Source organism: Bradyrhizobium sp. BR14999, assembly GCF_056106085.1.
The window spans coordinates 7925065-7949828 of the sequence record NZ_CM148536.1 but is presented as its reverse complement, the minus strand read 5'-3'; the positions used below and the strand labels follow the sequence as shown (position 1 = coordinate 7949828).

19 protein-coding genes are annotated in these 24764 nt (G+C 57.7%); 10 read left to right on the top strand and 9 right to left on the bottom strand.

What is annotated here, in order from left to right; genetic code table 11:
• Window positions 1-60: 60 nt before the first annotated feature.
• Window positions 61-339, top strand: a complete 279-nt coding sequence (locus ACR9YP_RS37140) for a hypothetical protein (protein ID WP_370988180.1) — start codon at window positions 61-63, stop codon at window positions 337-339.
• Between the two features lie 101 nt (window positions 340-440).
• Here the strand turns inward: ACR9YP_RS37140 and ACR9YP_RS37135 are convergent, their stop codons facing one another.
• Complete coding sequence (locus ACR9YP_RS37135) at window positions 441-1178, bottom strand: metallophosphoesterase family protein (RefSeq protein ID WP_370988181.1); 738 nt, start codon at window positions 1176-1178, stop codon at window positions 441-443.
• A gap of 600 nt (window positions 1179-1778) precedes the next feature.
• Here ACR9YP_RS37135 and ACR9YP_RS37130 point away from each other — a divergent pair.
• Entirely contained in the window at window positions 1779-3209 is a 1431-nt protein-coding gene (locus ACR9YP_RS37130) for an undecaprenyl-phosphate glucose phosphotransferase (RefSeq protein WP_370988182.1), read from the top strand.
• 931 nt (window positions 3210-4140) lie between these two features.
• Here ACR9YP_RS37130 and ACR9YP_RS37125 read toward each other — a convergent pair.
• The 6 genes from ACR9YP_RS37125 to ACR9YP_RS37100 all read right to left on the bottom strand — a co-directional run bounded on the left by ACR9YP_RS37125 (window position 4141) and on the right by ACR9YP_RS37100 (window position 11780).
• Window positions 4141-4809, bottom strand: a complete 669-nt coding sequence (locus tag ACR9YP_RS37125) for a hypothetical protein (protein WP_474218374.1) — start codon at window positions 4807-4809, stop codon at window positions 4141-4143.
• 15 nt (window positions 4810-4824) lie between these two features.
• Window positions 4825-6225, bottom strand: a complete 1401-nt coding sequence (locus tag ACR9YP_RS37120) for a hypothetical protein (protein ID WP_474218373.1) — start codon at window positions 6223-6225, stop codon at window positions 4825-4827.
• A 137-nt stretch (window positions 6226-6362) separates the two neighbouring features.
• Complete coding sequence (locus ACR9YP_RS37115; protein ID WP_370988185.1) at window positions 6363-7004, bottom strand: hypothetical protein; 642 nt, start codon at window positions 7002-7004, stop codon at window positions 6363-6365.
• Window positions 7005-7059: 55 nt separating this feature from the next.
• Window positions 7060-9474, bottom strand: a complete 2415-nt coding sequence (locus ACR9YP_RS37110) for a polysaccharide biosynthesis tyrosine autokinase (RefSeq protein WP_091894142.1) — start codon at window positions 9472-9474, stop codon at window positions 7060-7062.
• 647 nt (window positions 9475-10121) lie between these two features.
• On the bottom strand, window positions 10122-11105 hold the full coding sequence (locus ACR9YP_RS37105) for an NAD-dependent epimerase/dehydratase family protein (protein WP_370988188.1): 984 nt from the start codon (window positions 11103-11105) through the stop codon (window positions 10122-10124).
• Between the two features lie 396 nt (window positions 11106-11501).
• On the bottom strand, window positions 11502-11780 hold the full coding sequence (locus ACR9YP_RS37100) for a hypothetical protein (RefSeq protein WP_128935719.1): 279 nt from the start codon (window positions 11778-11780) through the stop codon (window positions 11502-11504).
• Window positions 11781-12253: 473 nt separating this feature from the next.
• Here ACR9YP_RS37100 and ACR9YP_RS37095 point away from each other — a divergent pair, with 473 nt between their 5' ends.
• Window positions 12254-13324 (top strand): glycosyltransferase family 2 protein, encoded by a 1071-nt coding sequence (locus ACR9YP_RS37095; RefSeq protein WP_474218370.1) that lies wholly within the window; start codon window positions 12254-12256, stop codon window positions 13322-13324.
• Between the two features lie 25 nt (window positions 13325-13349).
• Here ACR9YP_RS37095 and ACR9YP_RS37090 read toward each other — a convergent pair whose 3' ends face one another.
• Window positions 13350-14630 carry a hypothetical protein gene (locus ACR9YP_RS37090; RefSeq protein ID WP_474218369.1) on the bottom strand — a complete coding sequence of 427 codons (1281 nt, stop codon included), beginning with the start codon at window positions 14628-14630 and terminating at the stop codon, window positions 13350-13352.
• A gap of 138 nt (window positions 14631-14768) precedes the next feature.
• Between ACR9YP_RS37090 and ACR9YP_RS37085 the strand changes: the two genes are divergently transcribed.
• From ACR9YP_RS37085 to fcl, 6 genes are all read left to right on the top strand, one after another.
• A complete protein-coding gene (locus ACR9YP_RS37085; protein ID WP_474218368.1) occupies window positions 14769-15962 on the top strand; it encodes an acyltransferase family protein in 1194 nt (397 codons plus the stop codon).
• 148 nt (window positions 15963-16110) lie between these two features.
• The gene (locus ACR9YP_RS37080; RefSeq protein WP_474218367.1) at window positions 16111-17457 is read left to right on the top strand and encodes a glycoside hydrolase family 16 protein; all 1347 of its coding nucleotides are present in this window, start codon (window positions 16111-16113) and stop codon (window positions 17455-17457) included.
• A gap of 168 nt (window positions 17458-17625) precedes the next feature.
• Window positions 17626-18726: a glycosyltransferase family 61 protein gene (locus ACR9YP_RS37075; protein ID WP_474218366.1), complete on the top strand. Its 1101-nt coding sequence runs from the start codon at window positions 17626-17628 to the stop codon at window positions 18724-18726.
• A gap of 13 nt (window positions 18727-18739) precedes the next feature.
• Complete coding sequence (locus tag ACR9YP_RS37070; RefSeq protein ID WP_091894123.1) at window positions 18740-20287, top strand: lipopolysaccharide biosynthesis protein; 1548 nt, start codon at window positions 18740-18742, stop codon at window positions 20285-20287.
• Window positions 20288-20292: 5 nt separating this feature from the next.
• The gene (gene gmd, locus ACR9YP_RS37065; RefSeq protein ID WP_370988197.1) at window positions 20293-21375 is read left to right on the top strand and encodes a GDP-mannose 4,6-dehydratase; all 1083 of its coding nucleotides are present in this window, start codon (window positions 20293-20295) and stop codon (window positions 21373-21375) included.
• Window positions 21356-22312 carry a GDP-L-fucose synthase gene (gene fcl / locus ACR9YP_RS37060; RefSeq protein ID WP_130211918.1) on the top strand — a complete coding sequence of 319 codons (957 nt, stop codon included), beginning with the start codon at window positions 21356-21358 and terminating at the stop codon, window positions 22310-22312. The genes gmd and fcl overlap by 20 nt, the downstream gene beginning before the upstream one ends.
• A gap of 94 nt (window positions 22313-22406) precedes the next feature.
• Here the strand turns inward: fcl and ACR9YP_RS37055 are convergent, their stop codons facing one another.
• Window positions 22407-23207, bottom strand: coding sequence for an FkbM family methyltransferase (locus tag ACR9YP_RS37055; protein WP_370988199.1), 801 nt, complete (start codon window positions 23205-23207; stop codon window positions 22407-22409).
• Between the two features lie 427 nt (window positions 23208-23634).
• Here ACR9YP_RS37055 and ACR9YP_RS37050 point away from each other — a divergent pair, with 427 nt between their 5' ends.
• Window positions 23635-24762, top strand: coding sequence for a polysaccharide pyruvyl transferase family protein (locus ACR9YP_RS37050; protein WP_474218365.1), 1128 nt, complete (start codon window positions 23635-23637; stop codon window positions 24760-24762).
• The last annotated feature ends 2 nt before the right edge of the window (window positions 24763-24764 follow it).

Genomic DNA, 24764 nt, shown 5'->3' with positions numbered 1-24764 from the left:
CCGTCCGGCTCGTCGGCGGGCACGCGGGGGTCTCACTGAAACGAATGGGGGCATGACGAGATGAGTGAACCCAAGAAGGACGCTCCGCGGCGATACATCGTGGATGGCGCGGGACAGCGTGTTCTCGTCGGCCTGACGATTTCGGAGACGGTCGAGTTCGAAACGCTGGACAATCCGGATGCGCGATTGCGCGCCGGTTTACCTGACCAGGAGCGTCGTCTGCAGCAGAACGAGCACGGCGCGCGTTGGCTGGAGCTCTACGTCAAGCATGAGCGAGCCTGGAACGATTGGATGGCCGAGACGCGTGCCCGGCCGCAGAAGCCCTGCTTGCTCAATTAGGCAAGTCCTCAATTAGCAAGGCGCTTCACCTCTGGGCGCCGAGGCCCATTCGACCCTCGTCGCGGAAGAGGCTTTGGCAGATGGCAAGCGGTTGCCAGATGTCACACCGCGAGCATGCGGCTTCCCTGGATGCTCATCAGGGTGAGATTGCCGGTCGCATAGGCGCCGGTATCGATGTTGGCGCGGTTATTTCGCACATCGGCGTTCCGCACCGGCGTGTGACCGTGCACGACATATTTGCCGAAATGCTTTTTGCTCTCCAGGAACTCCTCGCGAATCCACAAAAGATCGTTCTCCTGCTGTTCGGATAACGCCACGCCCGGTCGAACGCCCGCATGCACAAAGAAGAAATCCCCGCACGTAAAGCTCAGCCGCAGATTGTCCAGGAATTCCAGATGCTCAGTCGGCATTGCGCGAATCAAATCGCGCAAGATCGACGTCGGCTCGTCGCGCTTCAAGTCCGGCGGGGCGAGCCCGTAAGACATCAATGTCTGGCTCCCCCCGACGGCAATCCAGTCCGCGAACAGTGAAGGGTCTTCGAACACGCTCACCAGAAATGCCTCGTGATTACCCTTGAGGAAGACCGCATTGCCCCGGCGACTACGCTCGACCAGGATGTCGAGGGTGGCGCGCGTGTCCGGGCCGCGATCGATGTAATCGCCCATGAAGACCTCGATCGCATAGTGCGGGCGGCTGCGAGCCACGTCGGCGTCGATCACCCGCAACATCGGCTGGAGCAAGTGCGCACAGCCGTGAATATCCGAGATCGCATAGATGCGAATTCCCTCCGGCAGGTGCGGCTTGTGGATTGGCCGACGTGGTCGGGCGAAAGATATCATGGCGCACAATCGATGAGGTGGTCGAGAAAATTTCCCCAAGTCGCCGGCACCTGAGAACTCCCCCATCTGACGCGAACAATGTGCGGTGAATAGGGTAGCGTCGTCGTTCTCCGGCTTGATCACGCCAAAAGAAGGGCGGAACTTTTTGCCTACCTGTTTGCAACGGGTCGAGCGAAGAGCGGTCCGTGGAAATTGCATCGCTGAACTGCAGAGCGCGGCAAAGATGCATGCCTCAATGCAAATCCTACGATGCCCTCGTAGTCAGAAATTGAAGTTCCCGCAAATACTGTTCGCAGTCTCGCAACGGATCGGCGCCTCAAAGATGAGCGAAGACGCGCTCGCGCGAGCATTAAAGCATCGTGTTGGATGTGGAACTCGATTCAAAATAGGGCAGCGCGTCGCCGATATGTCAGCACTGTGACGAGATTTTCAGCGCGTCGGATTATCACTTCTCATTCGACGCGACGCATCAGTGCATCGCAAAAGTTTTGCATGCAGCGCCACAATGTCGCTGCGATCACTTAACACCCTTCGTCTGGGAAGCGGCAAATCTTCAGCATCACAATGACCGCCAGGCACTCTCCACACGTAGAGGATCGAATGGTTGTTGCAACTTATGGTTCTGAAAGCACCTATGCGGTGTCCTCCGCACGGGGCACGGCTCTTCAGAGGCCCTTTCAGCTTCTCGTCATCGCGGCCGACCTTTTGCTGATCTTGCTCTGCTACGCGGTGGCGTCGGAACTGTATAGCCTCGCTACGCCGTCATCTGGAGACGGAGCGCCCATCGGCGCCGGACTGATCGTCAGCGCAGTGTTCGTTGCGATCGCATATTTTCAGGGTGTGTATGCAACGCACCGTTTGCTCAGCCTGGTCTGGCAATTGCGCAAAGCGGTGATCATCTGGCTGGTGTCACTGACAATCCTTGCTGTCGCGGCGTTTCTATTGAAATCGTCGGACAATTTGTCCCGCGGCACGTTCCTTATCTTCACCGGCGTTGGCGGCGTTGGGTTGCTCAGCCTGCGCTTTGCGTGGCAGTGGGCGCTCGGCACGAGCTTTGCCAAGGGCAGATTGGTCGATCGCAAGGTTGCCCTGCTCAGCCTGAAGCCGCTTGATTTCACCTCGAGCCGTTTCAAGGACCTGCGCAAGAACGGATTCGACGTGGTTCGCCATTTCGTGCTTCCCGCTAACAGCCATGGGAACGGCTGGGAGAGGCAAATCCGCGATGTCATCCTCCAATCCCGTGCAGCAGATGTCGAGGAGTACCTGTTGGCGGTTGACTGGAACGAGCTGCCGTCGTTGCAGCAACTCGAACTGCACCTGCGCGCCGTACCACAGCCGATCCGTCTGTTGCCGGATAACTCGATTGCAGATCTGGTATCGCGTCCGTTTTTGCCGGTCAGCGGCACGGTGGCAATCGAGATTCAGCGACCACCGCTCAGCGTGTTTGAACGTCTCCAGAAGCGCTGCCTCGACGTCGGTCTGGCGTTGTTTTCGCTAGTGGCCCTGGCGCCGGTGCTGATCACCGTCTCCATTCTGATCAAGCTGGATTCGCCTGGGAGCGTGATCTTTCGACAGTCGCGCCGCGGCTTCAACGGCAAGCCGTTTGACATCTGGAAATTTCGCAGCATGTACGTGTGCGAGAATGGTCATTCGATTGCTCAAGCAACCAAGAGGGACGCGCGCGTCACGAGGATTGGGCGCTTCCTCCGCATGACCAGCATTGACGAGTTGCCCCAGCTCTGGAACGTGCTGCGCGGCGACATGTCGTTGGTCGGACCGCGCCCACATGCGCTTGCCCACGACAACTATTATGACGAGATCATCAGCAATTACGTATACCGCCACCACATGAAGCCGGGCCTCACGGGCTGGGCTCAGGTTAATGGTTTCCGGGGCGAAACGCCGACCATCGACCTGATGGAAAAGCGGGTAGAATATGACGTTTGGTATGTAAGGAACTGGAGCATTTGGCTCGACCTGAAAATTATGGCGCGCACGGCGGCTACCGTCATTTCCCAGGAGGCGTACTAGGTCAGCGCAGGCGTCATTGGCGGCGCGGCGCGGACTCATAGGCGCTGAGCTAGATGCGGATTGAGGCGAGAGCTCCTTTTGGAGCCCTTCAGCCGTCGCGCCAATCACCAAGTTTTAGGTCTTATGCCTACGCGCCCTGTTCCACAGCCGCATGATGGCCTCCCGTATTGCGATCAGCCGGGGCATCAGGACGAAAAAGACTCCCGTTGCGAATGATCCGAGAGCGTGGCGAAGGGAGAACTGTTCGTTGTGATCGAGCTGGTCTTGATGCTTTTCGATCGGGACGGGCGCAAGGATTGTTCCTGACCTGTTGAGCCGCGATCGCGCCCCGCGGGGAGGAACCACGATGAGCACGAATAAAACGTTGAGCAGTAGCCAGATGCTTAATATGGCAAGTACCGTCATCCAGTCCCACCGAAATGCAAGAGTATGGGGTCAAATTAACCGTCGGAACCTCAGAAGGAAAGGGTGCACAGCGCTGTTGCAATGTAAGCCGGCTCCTTTCAGCCGACGAGTTCCCGGAGATACTCTATCTCGATCACCTCACGCCCGCCTTCATCAATCCGCGCAAACATCGGCTACGACAATGACCGTCGTTTGTGGACTCCGTACCACTACGGTTGGCGCTGGACCTATGGATCGCGCGAGCGCTAGGTGAGTTCGCCGGCGGCGGCAACCGCCCCCGTATTGCGCAAGAGGATTGATCGTGAAAAGAAAACGCGCGGCAGCGCGCCAATCATAACCGTTTTCCTGAACGATCGAAGATCTGTAACCTATGAGCGAAGCGGTCAACTCCGGCATCACCCCAGATCGACCGGTGAGGCTGGGTTCGGATGAGTGCAGCGAAGCGAGTGCTTGTTCCGGGCGAAGTTCGCGCCTCGTGTTTTGGTGCCGACAGCTCCCCGCACTTCATCAGGTGTCCTGTCCGAATTCAACCGCGCAGTGTCGCCAGGAAGGACGGATCGATCGATTCAACGGCATCCTCAAGGAAAGCCTTGCCCAGTTTTGATGCCCGCCGATAAGCGGACACCAGTGCCGATCTCGACCCAGGTCGGCGAATCAGGATGAGCCGAACGTCATTGCGTACGAGGTCCTTGACGTCGGGAAGGGCGAGTGCGTCGAAGCGGGCCGCCATGTCGATCCGCACCGGCATCAATCGCGCGTCGTTTGGTGCGACAAAATATGCCATCTTCAGGGCCTCGACCACGACCGGATCGTACGGGTCGCGCTGGACTTGAAGCAGAGCCAGTGCCAGCCATAGTTCGGGTTTGTAGGGAGAGATCGACAGCGTCCGCCTGACCCGGCCGAGAGCATCGGGCGCTATTGATCGCAGGATCGTGGCCCTTTGCTGACCGGACTCAATTGTCTGTAGCGCGGCGATCAATGCATAATTGCTCTCCAGCTCTGATCCAAACGGCGAGCGCGTTCCCAACAATGAGGGGGCGTCTCTAGTCCACCGCGCCCCAATCTCGGCCGCATCTGCGGGAAATGTTATCCGCCCCCGCGCCGTCACCTCCGCTACGGCCGACACGATCGCATAGGATCCGACCGTCAAGGCCGACGCCATCAGAAGAATGCGAAATCTGCTCGATGAACTCATTCTCGATGCCCAATGTTACGGTCGCGCGGATGCCGCCGAGTGGTTGGCGCCACTGGTCCGTCCCACGGATTGTGCAAGTCCAACTCCGATCATCACCGCAACGATCGCTTGAATCGTGGGGTTTGAGAGACTTGAGTCAAGAAAGCTCTCGCAGAGTACAACGACAACGCCGGCGGCCGCAGCGGCCGCGAAAAAGGAATCACGTCCTCGCCGAACGGCGCCGCGAAAGCTAACGAGGAAGAACTGGGCGGCGAAGGCCACCAGGATGGCGCTCGCCAATCTTCCCGCCTCGACAGCCATTAAGACCGCGGTGGAAGGAGGGTCTGCCAGCGCAGCGCCGAACTCCTGATAGGCTCTCGAAGTCAGCCTAAAGGTTCCGAGACCATTGCCCCACGTCGGTGCATCAGAGAGCAGGTGCTTTGCCGGCGCAACTGCTTCCGGGGGGAGGCTGACGAATCCAAGCAGGCCCAAGCCTCCGGATAGAGTGTGCGGCACAGCCATCGCGCTGGCGATCGCTGCAAGGACCAAGAACAATAGCGCCGAAGGCCAAAACCGAAATCCCAAGCGCCGGACAGCGGCTATGAACACGAGGACCATCAATCCGCAGCCAGTAGCCGTCACCAATGTGTGTTGTTCGAGGGTCGCAAGTGCGACGAATGCTACGGCAATTCCTAACAGGCCGCAGAAAACGCCGACCCACAGTTGGGGCGAGGCCAGATTGTGGATGTTCTGCTGGTGCAGGTGGCGTTCGAGTGCCCGGGCGACGAGCGCGCCATTTGTCAATATCGCAAGAGCGGCTGCTGCCGGAAACAGGTTCGTAGCTGCGCCGGATTGGGGAATGATTCCGGCGAATAAATCGAGCCGGCCGAGTAGGAGCTCGACTGACATGAGGGTCGTCACTGCGCTCAATACGAACAGGATCGTTTCGGCCATACGGCGATCCCTGGCGATGATGATGGTCGACACCAGGAGCGACACATCGACCAGAAAGAGGAACAGGCTTTGCAACGTCGCGCCCGTATCAACGCTGATGCGGCCCGGCAGCGATGGCTGATTCAATGCGATCGAAGTCGCCGACCAGATCGGGTTCGCAAGCGAAGACATCGGAAAGATTTGCAACGTCATCCAGACGACCGGAAGCAAGAATATGAGGAGAAATTGCTTCAGCAACTGCGCGGCCGACGCGATTTGCGCCTCCGGACCTCTTGTTGCCATTGCCATCATTAACGCCGTAGCAAGTGAAATCACATGCTGTGCGAAGGACCCGCTTGTGATGGCCAAGATCGGAGTCGCGGCCAGCAATGTGATCAAAAGCCAGGAAGCGATGAGCAATCGGAAAACCGTGAGACGTGGAAGCGGGAATGGAGTGCAGCATTGCACAAGTGGGACATTGATACGCGTCGCATAGCCGAGCATGCGAGGCCACCGTCGTCTCGGTGATGGATGGCCGGATAGTTGCCACTATAAAGCATCATCACACGCGGCCTGCCAACTGGTCACATGCAGTCGATTTGCGGGATTCGCCCGGCATGACAGTTCCGTGACCGGCTAAACTATCGAGCATAGCAGTACTGCGACAAGTAACGGAGAGCCGTCGCCAGTCCAGCCATCGGCACCGCGCCGCGGATCGCGCTCGGTGTGGTCCCAATTTCAACCGCAAGCTCGTTTGCGGTCTGCCAGTCGCTGGCAGCAAGCTTCGAGGCGTCGGCGGGTAGTAGGAGCGCCACGCCGCCCTGGATCACAGATGCCTGGAACTCTGCGCGCTTCTCTCCTGCTATGAGGGCTACGTTCGGTCGCGCCGAGCGGGACAGTGGCTCGAGTACAATGAGTACAATTTCGATGCCACTCTTCCCGCATTGCAGGCTCAGACCAGCAAGGCGCGTATCCGACTTGGCACTATCGACGACATGCATCACTGAAATGGCATCGGCGCCGCCGTCTGGATTTTTGCTCTTAACTAGTCGCCATCCGCTCTCAAGCTGTGTCGATTGGCTGCCGGACTCGATCTGCTTGAACGCCTCTTCGTCGCAACGTCGACGCTGCTCGGCGCTGATGCCAGACCCGCAGTTCAGAATGCCCGGACGCACCGGCTCGGCTCGACCAGGAGCCGTCGTCATCAAGAGACCAGCACCGAGCAGAACTGAGCGCACCATCAGAAGCGCCGACCTAACATGCGCTAGCGCCAAATCATTCATGTTGTATCCAAGGGCCCTGTAGTGCTGCCCACCGCTCCGGATCAAGCATCTGACGTCAATCGACGTAACCATACCTCTTGTAGTATCGATTGCGATAGTAGGCTGCGCCGTACGTATCGTAGCGGCTCATCACCGACACGTTCACCTTGTTAAGAACCGCACCGAGCATCCGCTCGCGCACAACCGGCGTTTCGCCTAGCACGCGCTCGACGATATCGATTTTCGACTTCGCCCATTCGATGACAAGGATATAGGAATCAGCCAGCCCCCTGGTCGCCCGAACGTCGACGACCGGCGCCAGCGGGCTAAGATCGAGAACGATGCGATCAAAGTGCTGCCGTAGTTGCTGGAACAGATCGTCCATCTGTTGCGAGGCCAGCAGGTCGCTCGAATTCGAGAAGCGGGATGTGATAGCACAAGGAAGAAAATGTAGATTCGTCTGCGGGTCGATCCAGACCACGTCCCTCCAGTCGGCTTGGCCGATGACGACATGGATTAAGCCGTCCTGCGCAGCCGGAGTAAGCCTTGCGGTGAGGCTGGGGTTGCGGATGTCGCCATCGATCAGCAGCGTACGGCAGCCGCTTTGCGCCAAGGTCTGCGCCAGCGCTTCGCTGACGGTTGACTTTCCCTCGTTCGGAAGAGCGGAGGTAATCCCCAGGACCTTGTTGGACCCTGCACCGAAATTTGCGAAATCGCTGGCGAGCTTGATCGACCGAAATCCCTCCGCGAAGCGTGAAAACGGGGCATTGATCACGTGCCGCCCGACGCTCTCCTCGGTTGAAAGCAGACGGTCGCGATGCGACTGTTGGTGGCTGAACGCGGGCGCGGACCCGTGGAGTGGCAACGTCGTGCCGGATGCCCCGTGACTCGGTGATGCCTGCTGCGGTTTGGGCTTGTCGCGTTTGCCGAATCGCCAGGCCGCTTTGCCCGATTGAGCGGAATTCGCTTTGATGGCACCCTGCTCTATGACCGGAATCGAAGCGAGACAGCGGGTATCCACGAACTGCTCGACCTGCGAAACGGTACGGAAGACGCGATCCATCATATCAAGCAGGATTGCGACGAGAGCTGCGAGAATCGACCCACCCACAATCGCCGCAAGCAGGATGAGTGTCGTTCTTGGCGACGTCTTGTTGGGAAGAGTCGACGCGGCCTGACTGATCACCCTCGCTTCGGTAACGGGAAACGACTGCTGCTGAACCGAGACCATGTACAGTTGCAGGAAGTTGTCCGATAATGCGCGAGCGCTCTGAGCGTTGCTTTCCAGATCCCTCAGGATGATTTGGGCCTGGCTGGTATTATTCGAGACCGCGATCGTATCGTTCAAGCTCTTCTGGCTGGACTCCTCGCGCGCCTTGGCAATTTCAAGGTCACTCTTGTAGACCTCGGCCGTGCGTCGCAGTTCGTCAATGATCGAGCGTCGGATTTCTCGCATCTGGTTGCGTAAATTGACAACCGCCAGATGTGTCGATCCATACCGGTTCGACCAATCGGCCTGCTTGGCCGCGTACTCGAGATAGGTCTGGCGCAATTTGGTGATGACCGGGTTGGCCATCGTCTCGCTCACAGTCGCCAGTTCATTCAGAATGACCTTGGAATCGTCGGTGTCCGCATTCAATATCGCGGTGATGCGTTCGAGCTTAGCTTGTGCCTCCGCACGCTGGCTACGCGCAGCCGTCAGCGAAGTATTGATTTCAGCGAGTTGCTGCTCGGTGAGCAGTCGCCCGCCGGCGTCGACGATGTTGTTCTTGGCCTTGAAATCCGCGACGGTGCGTTCAGCGGAAGACGCCTGCGACCGCAATTCCTTCAATCGGTCCTGCAGCCAGACCGCCGCCCGTCTCGAGGCCTGATATTTCGATTCCAACGAGTCCACGATATAGCCGTCGGCGACCGCGTTGGCGATCCGTGCTGCCAGGTCCTGCGACAATGCCTGAAAGGAGATCTCGATAACATAGCTCACGCCGACGCGCTTGATGCTGAGGCCGCTCGCAAAGCGAGCGAGTGCCGCGCGCAGTATTTGCTCTTCCGTGGGCGGGGTCGACTCGGAGAATATTCCGGTAATCGCGCTACTGATGCTGCTGAGCAATCCGCCACCGTCGCTCATGAAGTCTGCCGACTCCGCAAGTTTCAGGTCCTTGATGACTTTGGAGGCGATCGCCTCGGACTTGAGAAGTTCGACCTGACTGTCGACCATCGCCGAGTCGATCGGGTTGTCTGCGCCGCTCGCAGGCGCTTGCGTCTGCAGGCCCTGCATCTTGCGGCTGTCGATCATCAGGATGGCCGTTCCGGTATATCGCTTCGGCGCCGTGAACACGTAAACGCCGGCAAGACAGATGCACAGGAGCAGCGTGAAAATCATCACTGGATACTGGCGGCTCACCAGCGCAAGCGCAGAGGAGATGGTCTGCTCCAGCGATGGAGCCTCCGGTGCGGTGGTTTCAATCTCGCGAGATGTGATCTTTTGAAGCATCCGGCCCGCCTACTTAAATCTCTGTGAATGCGGCATCAGGCTGGCCGTGCCGCGGCTGAACTCGTGAACGTTAAAGTGTCACGTAGAAGTTCCTGCTGGTAAGAATTCGACACGTCGGATGTGGTGGTCGACGTCGCAGCGCTCGAGAGTTGACCAGTGCCATCGAGGCTCTCGGCGAAACACCTAGCCAGGTCGTTCGACACGTTGTTGGTCAGAGAAGTTTCGGCAACGCTGCCGGCCCTTTGTCGGTGCTGCTCGCCGCAAAATCGTCACAATGCCCATCTCCGTCAACTCTGCCAAAAAAGCGACTTTCAAGATCGAGACGAATTACGCCGCCTGAGAAGATCATGGGTCGCCCACGAATTGGGCAGGGTTCCACGAATCTCACGTGCCGAGCCGGTGGACAGGGTCCGACCGGCCTCGAATTCTGCAATGCAATATCGACCTGAGTGTGACGGACAAGCATGAGGATCTTGCAACTGCCACAGGCAAGGCGAATCCGGTCTCGCGGTTGCGACTGAGCACGTGACGGCGGAATGCGAACGAGTCCGGTTTCGGAGCATCCACTATGGTGGCGAGGGTCGGCTTCGCAGTTCCACGGTGAATCCCCGATCGATCGGGCACTCGAAAGATCAAGCAACGGGACCTCAATCAAAATCCTTGATGGAGGATTCCCGATTCCAATCCACAAGCGAGCTTGCCAGATCGTAGTCGAATTTGAACCCGCTTGCGATCAGATGCTTCGGCAGAATGTTCGTAGAAAACCACAACTTCTTGATCCGGTCACGATTGATGCCGGTCTTGATGCCGACAGCCTGCAGCACCTCGAATGGAAGCACGGCGAGATTCATTAGCCATACCGGAATCGTTATCGTCGGCTTGGGGTATTCGGCAGCTTGAGAGAAGGCGGAGCAAATCTCGCTGATGGTGTAACGGTGCTCATAGCAGAAGTTGTAAATCGACAGACTGTCGTTGCGAGACGCCATGAAGAGCATCGACGAGACCAGGTCCTTCACGTAGCCGCACGACTTGATGGTGTCGGTGCGGCCGGGATAGATGAAGGCCCGCCTTTCGAGAAGCCTCGACAATCGCGTGAAATTGCCTCGCTCGTAGCGCCCATAGATGACGGCGGGGCGCACGATGGTAAGCCGCCTGTCCGGGTCCTCCGACTGCCATAGACGATGGATTGCTTCGGCCGAGAGTTTGGAACGTCCATAAGCACTGACCGGGACTGGCGTCGCATCTTCGGTAAGTGGGGTTTCCGTCGGACCGTAGACCGATATCGAACTGGTAAAGATGACATTCCGGCTGCCAGTGTCTCTCGCAAATCGGCAGACGTGCACCGCACCTAGCACGTTTGTATAATAATAGTCGCCGTCCGGATGACCCGGGGTGACATGGACCGCAGCCAGGTTGAAGATGTCGGCAGGCACCCCGCCACCGAGCTTCGGGTCGATTGGCTCACGGACATCATGATGGACATACTCGACGCCTTCGACGCACGCCCTGGGCTTCCCGATATCCACTGAGACGATACGGTCGTAGCGGCCGGAAGCGAGCATTCGCGTCATCAGATGTGTACCGATGAAGCCTGCGCCTCCGAATACAATAGCCTGGGTGGGATGGGACATGTGCGCGAGGGTCAACGTGAGTGAAGGTGCTGAATCAACTGCGACGAAGTTCGGTCAAGGCTTGCTGACGATCGAGCACGCGCATTGAAGAACTGCACGCCCCGCCGTTGCAAGAGTTGTGCCCGCACAGACCAAGATCGCTTGACGCGCAGTACGCCCGCTCGCGACCGCGAGCGTTTTCGCTGCTGGATATCAATGAAGCGAGCAAATCGGGGCAGCAATTGGTTAGTCGTGCGTTTTTGATGCGGCGATAACAAGATCGTTACAGGCAGCGCGTGTGAACGCGGAAACATCAGTTCCATCTTGGCGATCCCGAATGCGGTGGCGTTGGTTCAAGCGGCAACGCGCACATTTCTTGTGAGCGTTCAACCAGGGGTGTTCGTCTGAATCAACGACTCAATAGAGTTCGCGATACTCAAATTGAAAGTTCGTTGATCCGGCCGCAATCCCCAGTAGTCTCTGCAGCTTCTGGTAGCCTGCGAGCGGAACGACAATGCAGTCGGAACTTCCCGCGTAGCAAACCCGAACCCTGATCGATTGACCGCAAATGTTTTGAACCAGCACAATCTGCTCGATGATCTTGGGATTGTTGGCTTGGGGGTGCGTCAACGGATTGACCGATATGCAAAGCTTTCCGTCCGCTGTCGTGTGATTTGGAGCGAAAGTACCTTCCATCGGTCGAATCGAACTCGAAGGCCGAGTGGAAATGCCGGAGCCGCCATACATCGGAGGAGATGTGCGACCGAAGCCGGAAATTTGAGCATCGGCCGTCGTTGCGAGGAGCGATGAAGCGATAGCTACACATATCGCCGCATAACCGTCTGAGCGCCTAGATCGGTTATCATGCATCTTCACTGCTCTGCACATCCATGATGGTTGGGGCCAGCTCTCGAAACGAAGCCGCGATTGTCGGCGGCAGGATAGAGTTGCAGTTGCGGCAACAGAATGACACGTAAAATGGTTCCGCGGATTGCAGGAGGAATCTTGCCTCTTCCTTGCGCTTGAAAACACGTGCTAGAGGCTGCACCTTCCTGGATTGGGTGTCTGACGTCCGTCGACTATGACGTTCTGTCGGCGGTCATGCGACGTACTTACAACGCGAGTATTCTGGGCGGCGAATGTTGAAGGATATACCAGAGCACGCTGTGTTGCCAGAAGTCGAACTGGCGACCCTGCCGCGCCTCTCGGTCGTCATTCCGAACCACAATTACGCAGCTTACGTGGGATCCGCGATCCGCAGCGCGCTGGACATACGATGGCCAAACGTCGAAGTGATCGTCGTCGATGACGGGTCGACGGACCATTCACTCGACGTCATCAACGAATTTGCAGACGAAGTCACAATCATCAGCCAGGCGAACGCCGGGCAGATGATGTCCTGTGTGAATGGCTTTCGCAGGTCGTCCGGCGATATCATCATATTTCTCGACTCGGACGACGCCTTGCGTCCTGATGTCATGACGGAGATCGTATCCGTCTGGTCCAAAGCCGCGAGCAAATATCAGTTTCAGATGCGCGTGATCGATGCCGACGGGCAGCCGACCGGAAATGTCCTGCCGCAGTACTTCTCCTGTCCGTCCTCGGAGGACGTCCTCAAGTGGATGGCAACCACCGGCGCTTATCCGACGCCGCCCGGGTCGGGAAATGCCTACCCGAAATGGTTTGTCGAGCGTGTCTTCGGCTTTGAGTCCGACTTCGTTGATCGGGCTCCGGACAGTTATCTTTTGGCGGCCGCTCCTGCATGTGGCGAGATCGTAACGATCACCAAGCCGTTGGCAGACTATCGCGTGCACGGCCTCAATCACGGGGCTTTCCTTCAACTCGACGATACCCGCTTTGCGAGAGAGATCGACCTCACGCGGAGGCGGTACAAGTTCTTTTCCGAGATCGCGCGCACGGAGAAGCTGCCGGTTGCGCCCGATGCACTCAAGCGCAATTTGATATTTCTTTGTTTGCGGATAGCGTCGTTCAAGCTGCGGCCGGACCTTCATCCAATCGCAGCGGATAGCTCGTTGAGCATCGCTGTCGATGCGCTTGGAGCGGCTGCGTCGCCGCAAGGTTTCTCAAGATCGCAGCGCATATCGCTGCTGGCCTGGATCTTCTGCATCCTGATCAGTCCGCAGTACTTCCGTCGTGCCCTGGTGAGTTTGCGCTACGTGCCCGCCCAGCGGCCGAAATGGTTGCGCGCTTTGCTCGGTCGATTCCGCATCATTCGATGATCAAGGCAGGGCTGGGACGCTTCGGTCAGACGGCAGCTTTGGGACGGATCGACCTCAGGCCGGCGCCTGGCGGCTGCGACCATACGCACAGCATTGCCATCATGATCAGGAATGGGGCCATGGCGAGGTTGCCGCCGCCGAGCTGATAGCAGGCCAGCATTGTCAATGCGAGCATCGAGTTGTCTTTCCTGAATATCGAGAGGATGAGATAGAACAGGAAAATCAGTAGCCCGATAATTCCGTAATCCGCGACGAGCTTGAGAACGGGATTTCCGCTGCCGCCAAAGTAGGCGGGCGACCGTTCCAACCCGCCGGGCCCGGAGCCGATAAGCACTCTGTCGGTCTGAAAGAGATAGTCCCAGGTCTGTAGTTGTGCGACGTAGCGAGCATAGCCGCTCGACTTGGTTGAACTGAATTCATCAAGCCTACTAACGATGGGATCAAAAGGTTCCGGTGCAACGAGGTACGTTGTGCCGATCACCAAGGCAACGGCCGCCCCGATGGCGATAACCCGCAGTGATTTGAGCGGAGCAATCAGGGGATAGGCACCGAGGGACACGACGAGCACCAGGAGGCCCGATCCGGACCGAGTGAGCACGTACGAGATGGCGTACAACGGAAGATAGGCAAGTCGCCGCAAAATGAACACATCGACGATCACACCTATAGCGAGCAGTTGGGATAGCGCCCCCGGCTCCATCGGGAAAAACCCGTTCGCGCGCCGATTCAAAGACCCATAAAATTCCACCGCATTTTGATTGTAGGCGGACTCGACGAGGACCGGATCGAGCGCCGGGATTGCATCCTTGAACGAGAAGATGCGTATTCCGCCGAATTGAAGAACGATCTGGACGATTGCCAGAACGGCGCACAGGCGAACATAGAACAGGAAGACGGGAAGGACCGCCTCGTTCGAGAATCTCGTCGAGGGTCCGAATAGGAAGATCGAATTCGTGACAAGAACCATCGCAAGTGATGCCGCACTGGTCTCGACACCGCGATCGGGAGATTCGGCTGCGGCGACCGCGCTGAAGAGAGACCAGACGACGACGAGTCCGAATGCAAGAGTCTGCGGCCCGCGAATGCTCACCAGACCAACCCACCATCCCCACGCAACGAGCGCGAAGAATCCGAACAGCGAAAAGAAGATCTGTCCGGTTCCTATGAGGAGTCCGAAGCGCTGCATGCAAATGCACAGAATGAAGGCGATATGCGCGAAAATGACGCTGTTGGTCTCGTCGCTTGACGCTACTGCAGCGCGCTTGTTAGACGAGGTTCTGGCTGGGAATGTGTCGAGGCTCACCATGTTAGGACTCGTCGATTACTGCTTCTTGGCGCCTCGATTGGTGGGTACGTCTGAGCGCAGGGCAACGATCGCGGTCGATCTTGGTCTCGCTCGTGAGGCTGTTCACCCTCTATACTTGAGCCTGTAGTGACTTCCCATATGGAACACGACACGAGCGCAAGATTTAACCCTTACGTTCATGGTGCCAGAGGTTTGTTTTGCCTCATGGTATTCGTCTATCACGTCGTTCATTCCGGCCTCCCGACGTTCGATCTGTTTGCCAGGGGGCTGTTGGGAGAAGCGCTGCAGACCGGAAAATTCGGTGTCGAGTTCTTCTTCGGCATCAGTGGAATCGTCATTCTGCCAAGCCTGTATCGCGCATCGTCGGTCTTGACCTTTATTCTTGATCGCTATGCGAGGATTCTTCCTGTGCTCTGGGCGACCGTGATCGCGATCGCGATTTTTGGCTGGCTTTTAGGAAAGGGTCCAAGTCTGCTGCTGGTTGGTGCAAATCTATTGGCGCCGCCTCCATTTGTTGACATCATCCAGATCAATCCCGCCGCGTGGTCGCTCGGATACGAATTCCTGTTCTATGGAGTATGTGCCGTCGTTTTCCTGATCAGCGGCGTCAGTCGGCCGCTGGCGCTGGCATTAGCCGTCAGTTCGCTGATGTTGGTCGTGTACTATCCCCGCGCGCTCCTGATGATTGGTGGCGTGCTCATTGCGGAGAAGTACCTATCGTCGACCTTGTTGCAATCCCTGGCGAAGTACCCGGCGATCTTCTTCGTGCTGTTCCTGACTGTCTGGAGAGGCCTCGAGCTGGCCAGCGCAACAGACTACGTTGGCTTTGTCACGCCGGCATATTTGTCATTCCATGACTGGATCTCTGCTTTTCCATTTATTGTTCTTGGTGGCGTCTTCGGGACTATTTTCCTGCTTGGCATGTCCCGAGGAAACGGTCTGATCGGAAGAATGCTGCGTTGGCAGGTGATGCAGTGGCTTGGAACGATCAGCTTCAGTTTTTATCTCTGGCCGCCGATCGTCATGGCCGGGGTCAAGCTGATCATGTATCGGACGGGCATGGTCGATGCATTGGGGAGCGGATCGCAACTGTTTTTCCTCCTGGTTTCGCTTCCGCCGTCGCTTATCGTTGCAACGATCAGCCATCGCTTCCTTGAAGTGAAGGCGACGGGACAAATTCGAAAACGGCTCGACAGGGCCTCGGAAGCGAAACCGCCAGTCCGGCCGATCAATCAAGCACTCGACGGCACTCAAGGAGGGAACCTGATCGGGGAACAGTCAAATGTTCTTGATTGTTCGACAAGTCACCGCCCCAAAACGATCGCAAGTTGACTGTCTATTCGGGAAAATGCCGCAGAGCTCGTGCGCTTGATTGTGCCGGCTTGCGACGTGGCGCGTCACCATTGCCATCGTCTTTGCGCATTGGGCCGGCAGAGCGTTTCCCAGCCGGGCTAACAGCCGAACCGAAAGGATCTCGTTGATGATCGCAGCCGTGCGCAGGCAAGTCCTTTGTGTCGCCTCGATAGTCGTTGCACTCGGATCCGCAGCGCCGGCCTGGTGCGCTGGCTGGGAGCTGGTTTTTTCGGACGAGTTCAACGGCGACAAGCTTGATCGAACCAAATGGGCGACCCGATACATTTACAACAACGAAACGATGGATCGTTTCAATGATGAAAAGCAGCACTACCGCGACAACCACGTGGTGTCCGAAGGTGCCCTGAATCTGACTGCAAAAAAGAATGAGGGGGCGGACACGTTCGATTCCGCGATGATCCGTAGCCATCAGACATTCTACTATGGCTACTATGAAGCGCGGGTCTTTCTTCCGAATGCGCGGGGATCGTGGCCGGCATTCTGGCTCGAAGCCGATTACGACATCGATGGAAAGTTCTGGCATCCGCCGGAGATCGACATTTTCGAGTACGTCATCAATGGCGTGGAAGACAAGCCGAACATGCTGCACTCGAATGCCATGAGTAAAGATAAGTGGACGCCACAGTCCTACACGTATGTAGACAACTCGTTCGTGCTCAGGTTTCAGGACATGGTCGGCAAGGAGGATCTGAACAAGGACTGGCATATTGCCGGCTTCGTTTGGGCTCCTGACCGCATTTCGTTCTTCTGGGACGGCCGTCTCATCTACACGCGCATGTACCAGTGGCTCAGGAAGGACGGCCAACTGGGGCCGCCGGCGCACATTGATCTCAATTACGCCGTCGGCGGAGCAGCCTGGGCCGGCCGGCACGGGGTCGATGATGCGGCTTTCCCGCAGACGTTCAAGATCGACTACGTTCGCGTCTGCCAGTTCACGACGTCCGAGCGGGGAAGCCGAAAATGCGGTCCGAGCGACGTGACACCGGATCCCAATGATTTTGGATATACGGCAGCGCTCAACGACATGCCCAAGCCGACATTCCTCAATGTTACGAATGTGGTAGCGGATAAGAAGCCGAATGCGGGGGTATTGTCGCTGAGCACAACCGATCCGCTCAAGATCGAAATTCCCATCAAGATTCCGGAAGACTATCCGACAAATCGAACGCTTCATGCGTACGTCTTCGATGCAACAACCGGCGCCATGGTCGCATCGGCAAAGAAGCCGCTGCAACAGGTCTCTCGCAAGGAAGGGGAAGATGGCGTCAGCGTGATCGAATTCGCGCTGCCCGCCGTGCCGCGCGAAGGGAACTATCTGCTGGGCAGCAAACTGACGGCTGAAGTCGCGGGCGAGGTCGGCCCCAAAGAAGTCCCCGTTGCTTGCGACACCACGGTGATCCAACCAAAAAAAGCCAGATCTTGCCGTCTATTGTCGCTGCATGTGCGACGCTGATCGGAGGGGTGCATCCAGCGTGCGCACAACTCCGTGTGATCTGGATCAAGCCGAGTACCGCTGATTGCGATCGGTACGGCCGGTCTGAATTTTGCTTTGGCTGTGGCAGGTGGGCCGTCATGCGGGCTTGCCTGTCACGGTCAGTGTCTCTTGCAATGGTAGTCATCCATGAACTCAAAGGTTCGCGCCGTCAGGCAAATCCTCCGTGGCGCATTGCGCGGCAGCCCGAGCCGGCTTTGTGATCATCGCGCGTGGCGAAGTGAACATCCGCATACTTGGCTGACTGCCGTCGAGGAAGAGGTACTGGCGCGGAAGGCGCCGGTTCGATTCGGCAGCCGCGACGCAGGTTTCGGTGAAAGCGTTGACAACAGAATGCCAGAGCTGGGCATTCTCCGCCTGGACAAGGCCCGCATCCTCGGTCCCGACGGCTGGCTCGTGACGGAGGATGGATCGCTGCTCTACGAGAGCACCTGGTACGGATCGTCGTTCTCGCGCCATCCGCGATCAATTTCCTACGGCACGCCGCTGCCGCTAAGCGGCACCTGTCTCTCGCTGGCGAGTGATTTCGCCGGAGGAAACTATGGGCACTTCCTGCTCGATTGCCTGGGACGCTTGGCGCTATTTCAGAAAAGTGGCCTCTCGCTCGATGATGTCGATTATGTCTATTTGCCCAAGCCTGGGTCCGAAACGGCAGCCAAGCTCGTTCGCCGGCTTGGAATTCCGATGCACAAGTGCGTGTGGGCAGGCCAGGAGGATATCCAGGCCGATCTCGTGATCGGCACTTCGTTTCCAGGCTTGCGACGGAATTATGCGCCCTGGCTTACGGAGTTCTTCCGCTTGCAGGTAGCCAAGTCGCCGCTTCGTCACGACAGGCGCGTATACGTTCCGCGCAAAGGACAAAGGAAGGTCGCCAACGAAGAAGAGCTGATGCCTGCACTGAAAAAGTTCGGCTTCCAGATCTACGACTTTGATGACGTTGAGGATGAAGCGGCGTTTTTCTCGGAATGCTCGATTGTCGTTGGCGCACATGGTGCGGGGCTGACCAATCTCGTATTCTGCTCGCCTGGAACGAAAGTCCTGGAGTTGATCCCGTCAGACCACGTGCATCCCTACTACTACACGATCGCAACGTCCGCCGGCGCGGACTATTCTTACATCGTGGGGGACAGCAAGGGAACGCGCCCGCAGGGAGCGTTTGGGCCCAGTCCATTCGATTTCGAGGTTGCGCCTGACATCTTCGAGCGCGCACTGGAAACCATCTGTCAATGAACGAGCATTGAAAATGGTCGCTATTGGTGCGCGTACGACGCTCCCTTTGTCGAAAAATTCAATCGCCATCGGAGCTGCTTGGATCGGCGTGAGCCGGCTGGTGGTTGCCAGTCTCGGCTTCTTGAACACGCTCATATTGGCGAGAATGCTCACGCCGGAAGATTTCGGCCTGGTTGCCGTCGCGACGGCCATCATTGCTGTTCTGACGTCGATGACTGAACTGTCCCTGGCATCGGCGCTCATTCACCACAAGGATCCAAGTGAAGATCAATTCCACGCCGCGTGGACGTTGAGCCTGGCTCGTGCCTGCTTGCTGGCACTCTTGCTGTCGTTGCTCGCCTATCCGGTGGCATTGTCCTACGGCGACGGCCGCTTGATTCCGATCCTGTTGGTCCTGAGCTGTTCGATCGTGATATCCGGCCTTCGAAATCCGATGCTTGCGATGATGCAGCGTCAACTCGTCTTCTGGCAGGAATTTGTGACGAGCAGCAGCCGGGCGCTCGCAACCATCCTCGTCTCCTCCGGGATCGCCATTTGCTTCAGGAGCTACTGGGCGCTTATCGCCGGAGCCGTCGTCGCCAACTTCATCGATGTCGTCGCCTCTTATCTGATCCAGCCGTTCCGGCCGAAATTCCGGATAAAGGGTAGCCGCTCCCTATTCTCGTTCTCTGTGTGGCTATCGCTCGGGCAGGCCGTCAGCACGCTGAACTGGCGTTTCGACCAGATCATCATCGGATATTTTCTCGGGAAATCCGCCCTGGGTGGATATGTGCTTGGCAGCGACCTCGCCGCCACGCCGACAAGAGAAGCAACAAATCCGCTCGCCGGGACGCTGTTTCCCGCGTTCGTGAGGCTGAGGGACGACAAAGCCGCTCTTCAGCGAGCTTATCTGTCAGCGCAATCAATGCTGTGTGCGATCGCCTTTCCGGCCGGGTTCGGCTTCGCGTTGATCGCCGATCAATTCGTTCCGCTCGCACTGGGTGAGGCTTGGGCAGGCGCGACGATCGTGATCCAGCTTCTCGGTGGTGCAATTGCGTTGCACACGCTCAGCGCGACCGTCCAACCCCTTGGTCTGGCCCTTGGCCAGACGCGCAGGTTATTTCATCGCGACGTTGCGATCCTGATCGTGAGGCTGCCTTTCATTGTTGCGGGCTTGTGGATGGGAGGGCTAGTTGGCCTGCTGGTCGCCCGCGTGGCGGTTACGCTCGGCGGTGTCGTCTACAACATGGTCCTGGTCCGCGAATTGATCGACACTTCTGTCTCCCGGCAATTTCTCGTGAATCTGAGGACCGCTTTGTCCACCTGCACGATGATCATTGTCGGTCTTCTGACGAATTGGGCTTTCATCACATCTTTTGGCCATGAGTCTCACGTCTATGCTCGGTTGATCGCTGTTGTTCTCGTGAGCGCTCTTGCCTATGTCGGGTCACTCTTTGGATTCTGGCGAGCGACAGGCGCGCCGGCCGGGCCCGAGCGTGAGATCCTGCGAATCCTCGGCGCAATCGCCAATAGGTTTGGGAAAATGGGAAAAATCGTCGATGATAACCGAGCAGTCGGGTGAGCAATATGAATGAAAGGTCGAAGCGGCGCGTCGCGCTGATTACGGGCGTCACCGGTCAGGACGGTGCCTATCTCGCCGAGTATCTGGTCGGCCTGGGCTACATCGTCCACGGCATCAAGCGGCGCTCGTCCTCCTTCAACACCGCCCGTGTCGATCATCTTTATCAGGATCCGCATGCCGGCAATGTGCCGTTCCTGATGCATTACGGCGACATGACGGATTCGACAAACCTGATCCGCCTGATGCAGCAGATCCGGCCAACCGAGATCTACAATCTGGCCGCACAGAGCCATGTGGCGGTCAGTTTCGAGAGCCCGGAGTACACCGCGAACGCTGACGCGATCGGAACGCTGCGGCTATTGGAGGCGATTCGCATTCTTGGCATGGAGAAGGAGGCGCGGTTCTATCAGGCGTCCACTTCCGAGCTGTACGGCCTTGTGCAGGAAGTGCCGCAGAAGGAAACGACTCCCTTCTACCCGCGCTCCCCATACGCGGTGGCGAAGCTCTATGCCTATTGGATCACGGTGAACTACCGCGAAGCCTACGGCATGTTTGCCTCGAACGGTATTCTCTTCAACCACGAGAGCCCGATCCGCGGCGAAACCTTCGTCACCCGCAAGATCACGCGTGCCGTTGCCCGCATCGAGACAGGCCTCGAAGAGACGCTGTATCTCGGAAATCTCGAAGCCAAGCGCGACTGGGGCCATGCCAGGGATTATGTCGAAGGCATGCACATGATCCTGCAGGCCGACCGGCCCGACGATTTCGTGCTGGCAACCGGAGAGACTCGCTCGGTGCGTGAGTTCGTGGAGCTCGCCTTCGCCGAAGTCGGCCGCAAAGTCGAATGGCGGGGCAAGGGCGTCGAGGAAACCGGTATCGACAAGAAGTCAGGCAGGATCATCGTGCGGATCGACCCGACCTATTTCCGTCCCACCGAGGTCGATCTCCTGATCGGCGATCCCAGCAAGGCGCGCGAGAAGCTCGGCTGGAAATCTAGGACCCCGTTCGCGCAACTGGTCAAGGAAATGGTGGCTTCCGATTTGCTCGAGGCCAGGCGAGAGGTTACCAATGCCAAGCACTCCATTTGAGCTGGCCGGTAAGACCGTCTTTGTCGCCGGCCATCGCGGCATGGTTGGCTCCGCGTTGGTGCGGCGGCTCGCGGAGGAAAACGTCGAACTTCTGACGGTCTCGCGAAGCGAGGTCGACCTGCGTGACCAGGCCGCGGTCGATAAATGGTTTGCGGCAAGGCGTCCGCAGGCAGTGTTCCTTGCTGCTGCCAAGGTCGGCGGAATCGTCGCCAACAATACGCTGCGCGCCGAGTTCCTCTACGAAAATCTGGCGATCGCGACCAACGTCATCCACGCCGCGCATGTCAATCGATGCGAGAAGCTGATGTTCTTTGGCTCCTCCTGCATCTACCCCAAACTAGCAGTCCAGCCGATTCGCGAAGAGTCGATGCTGACTGGCCCGCTGGAGCCGACCAACGAACCCTACGCGATCGCCAAGATCGCGGGCATCAAGATGGTCGAGGCCTATCGCAGCCAGTACGGTTCAAACTTCATCAGTGTGATGCCGACCAACCTCTACGGTCGCGGCGACAATTATCATCCCGAATACAGCCACGTCGTCGCGGCGTTGATCCGTCGTTTCCATGAGGCCAAGACGTCGGGAGCGAAGAACGTCGTGGTGTGGGGCACCGGCACGCCGCGGCGCGAATTCCTCTTTGTCGACGATCTTGCGGACGCCTGCATCCATCTGATGAAGACCTATTCGAGCGGCGAGCTCGTCAACATCGGCACCGGCGTGGACATTGCGATCGCCGAATTCGCCCGCGTGGTCGCGGAGACCGTCGGCTATTCAGGCGAGATCAGCTTTGACACCTCGCGCCCCGACGGCACTCCGCGCAAATTGCTCGACGTCAACCGGTTGGCGAAACTGGGTTGGCGGGCCAAGACCCCGCTCGAGGATGGGCTCAAGCTGGCCTATCAGGCATATCTCGGCGAGAATCTGCAGGCGCGAGAGTAGGAAGCGCACTTCTGCCATTGCGAGCCAACGGTCACGCATCCGCGCGCCCGTCGTGCGCGGCTGGCGTGATTCGTCGGCGCGGCCACGGGGGCGATCACTCCGGAGCGAACCAGCATTTCGGCAGCACGACATCGTCCCTGTTTGCGACGTTTCTCCTGTCGAGGTCGTGAGGAAACTTTCTCGCAGGCGTCCGGCGAGCAGCGCGATCCTTGCGCAAGAACGAGAATTCCATGATCGGCGGTACCTTGAAGCCCCTGTACTCGATGGGTTTGAAGTAATTGTTCGGATGAATGTGTACGACGTCGAAGTGCTTGGTGATCTTCTTGAAAACAGCGCCGATCAGCTTGAGACCGATGGGATTGAGAATTCTGTCCATGGAATGGAACTCGATGATCATGATCCTGAAGCGCTTCAGGTCGTCGCAGCTCGTTTCGATGAGAACCTCGTACTCGCCGCCTTCAATGTCCATCTGGAGGATGAGATCGCCGGTCCGAGGGCCCTTTCTCGACATCCAGTTCTCTAAAGTCATGAACTTGGCGTTGTTTTCGTTTCCGAGGAACTTCTTTTCGAAATCGAGCAGGTCATTGTGGATCGCCGGTGCATCCACCGAGAAGTCAGCGAGGAAACACGGGATGCCACGTTCGGCAAGGCCGAGCTCGAAGTCAGAGACGTTGTAGACCCCCGGCGAAAAGCAACCGACGCAGCCATCGAGGTCGTCCGGAACCAAATAGCCGCCATCAGCCGATCCGCCCAGTCGAATCAATTTCTTGTCCGTCACGACAGGGAAAAGGTCCCGGAAGAATTCCCTGAGCTCCTGCTCCTTTGAGGTGCCGGATATCATAAAGTCGTTATCAAGCAGGCGGGCCTTTACGTAGTCTTTCAACAAACCGATCATGGTGACTCCGAGCTCGCTAACGCACTGGGTGCAGGCTTGCTGCAAGAAGCGGCATTCCCGCAGGCTCGCTGCCTATGTTCGTTGCGATCAACACATTTGCCTGCCTTAAGACTTCAATAGATTCGATTCTTGTCATGAATATGTGCGGTGTTGTCGCTAATCGGCAGCGTTGCCGAGACTTGCCTTTTGGCTGCTAAGCCGATCTATTCCGTGCTCTGGAACCCGGTCAGCTTCCGCATCGGCGAGGGGACACCGAGAGAGGCACGAGTGCGTGATAGAGGCAGAAGCCGGCTGAGCGCGAAAGATCGAATGACTGACGCGGGAAGCTCGCAGCGCAAACGTCCGGCGTTCTCGCTGACGGCAGGCAGATGCGTCATCGCTCAACCGCAGCGAGTACCTGGCGCAATGGCAGAAATGGATTAATCGAATGGGAAGTTTTGCCGATGCATCGAAAGCCGTTCGATGCTGTGATGCGACCGACGGGACCGAACTCAGGACGATGGCCGAAACTCCCATGAAGGACTCTCGTACACTGATTGCAGAAATGCAGGATGAGATTGAAAAGGTCATCGGGCCTCATCTGGAGGGTGTCGAGAATTTTGCGCTAGTGGACTTCCCCAACCACTCGAATGTGGGCGACAGCGCCATATGGTTGGGTGAAGAGACCTATCTGCAGAAGAAGCTAGGCCGAGCACCGTCCTACGTCTGCACCTATGACACCTGGTCAAAGGAAGAGTTTGAAAGAGCCGTTCCTGTCGGACCTATCCTTATCCATGGTGGCGGCAATTTCGGCGACCTGTGGCCTAGCCATCAGGAGTTTCGGCTCAGGCTTCTGTCGGAGTTTCCGGATCGCCAGATCATTCAGTTGCCGCAAACCATACACTTCTCCTCGAAGGCAAGTCTCAAACGCGCCGCGGAGATCATCAACTCGCATAAGAAATTCCGGATTTTGGTCCGCGACGTGCAAAGTTTGAATATCGCGACAACGGAATTTACTGCGCCCGTCGATCTCTGTCCGGACATGGCATTCTGCCTGGGGGCGCAGAGCTCGTCAGCGGCAGTAACCAGGAAATTGTTGCTGCTGCTCCGAACCGATCACGAGAAGGTGGAGCAAAAGCGTTTTCCGACGCTCCCAAACTTTGCAGTTGTCGAGGACTGGCTCATCGAACAACGAGGCTTGGGAAAGAGGTTGTTTGTCAAGGCGCTGCTCGAGACGGCGCTCCTCTTGCTCAAGGGCATGACGCCGTCGGAGCTCGACGTGCGCATTCGGTGGTTTCACCTGCTGGCGTCGAACCGTGTAGCCCGTGGAATGAGGCAGGTTGGATCGTCGGCCTACGTGATCACGGACCGGCTTCACACGCATATCTTTTGCGTGTTGCTGAATGTGCCGCACTCGGTCCTTGACAACAATTATGGGAAAATCAGCACGTTCGTCGATGCGTGGAGCAAGCCCTTCGAAAAGTTGAGCCGGCCACTGAGCACGAGTGTGGACGACGCCCTCGCAAATTTTCTGGATATCTGCCAGGGCAGTTCGGCCCCGACGGATCAAGGTTGAGG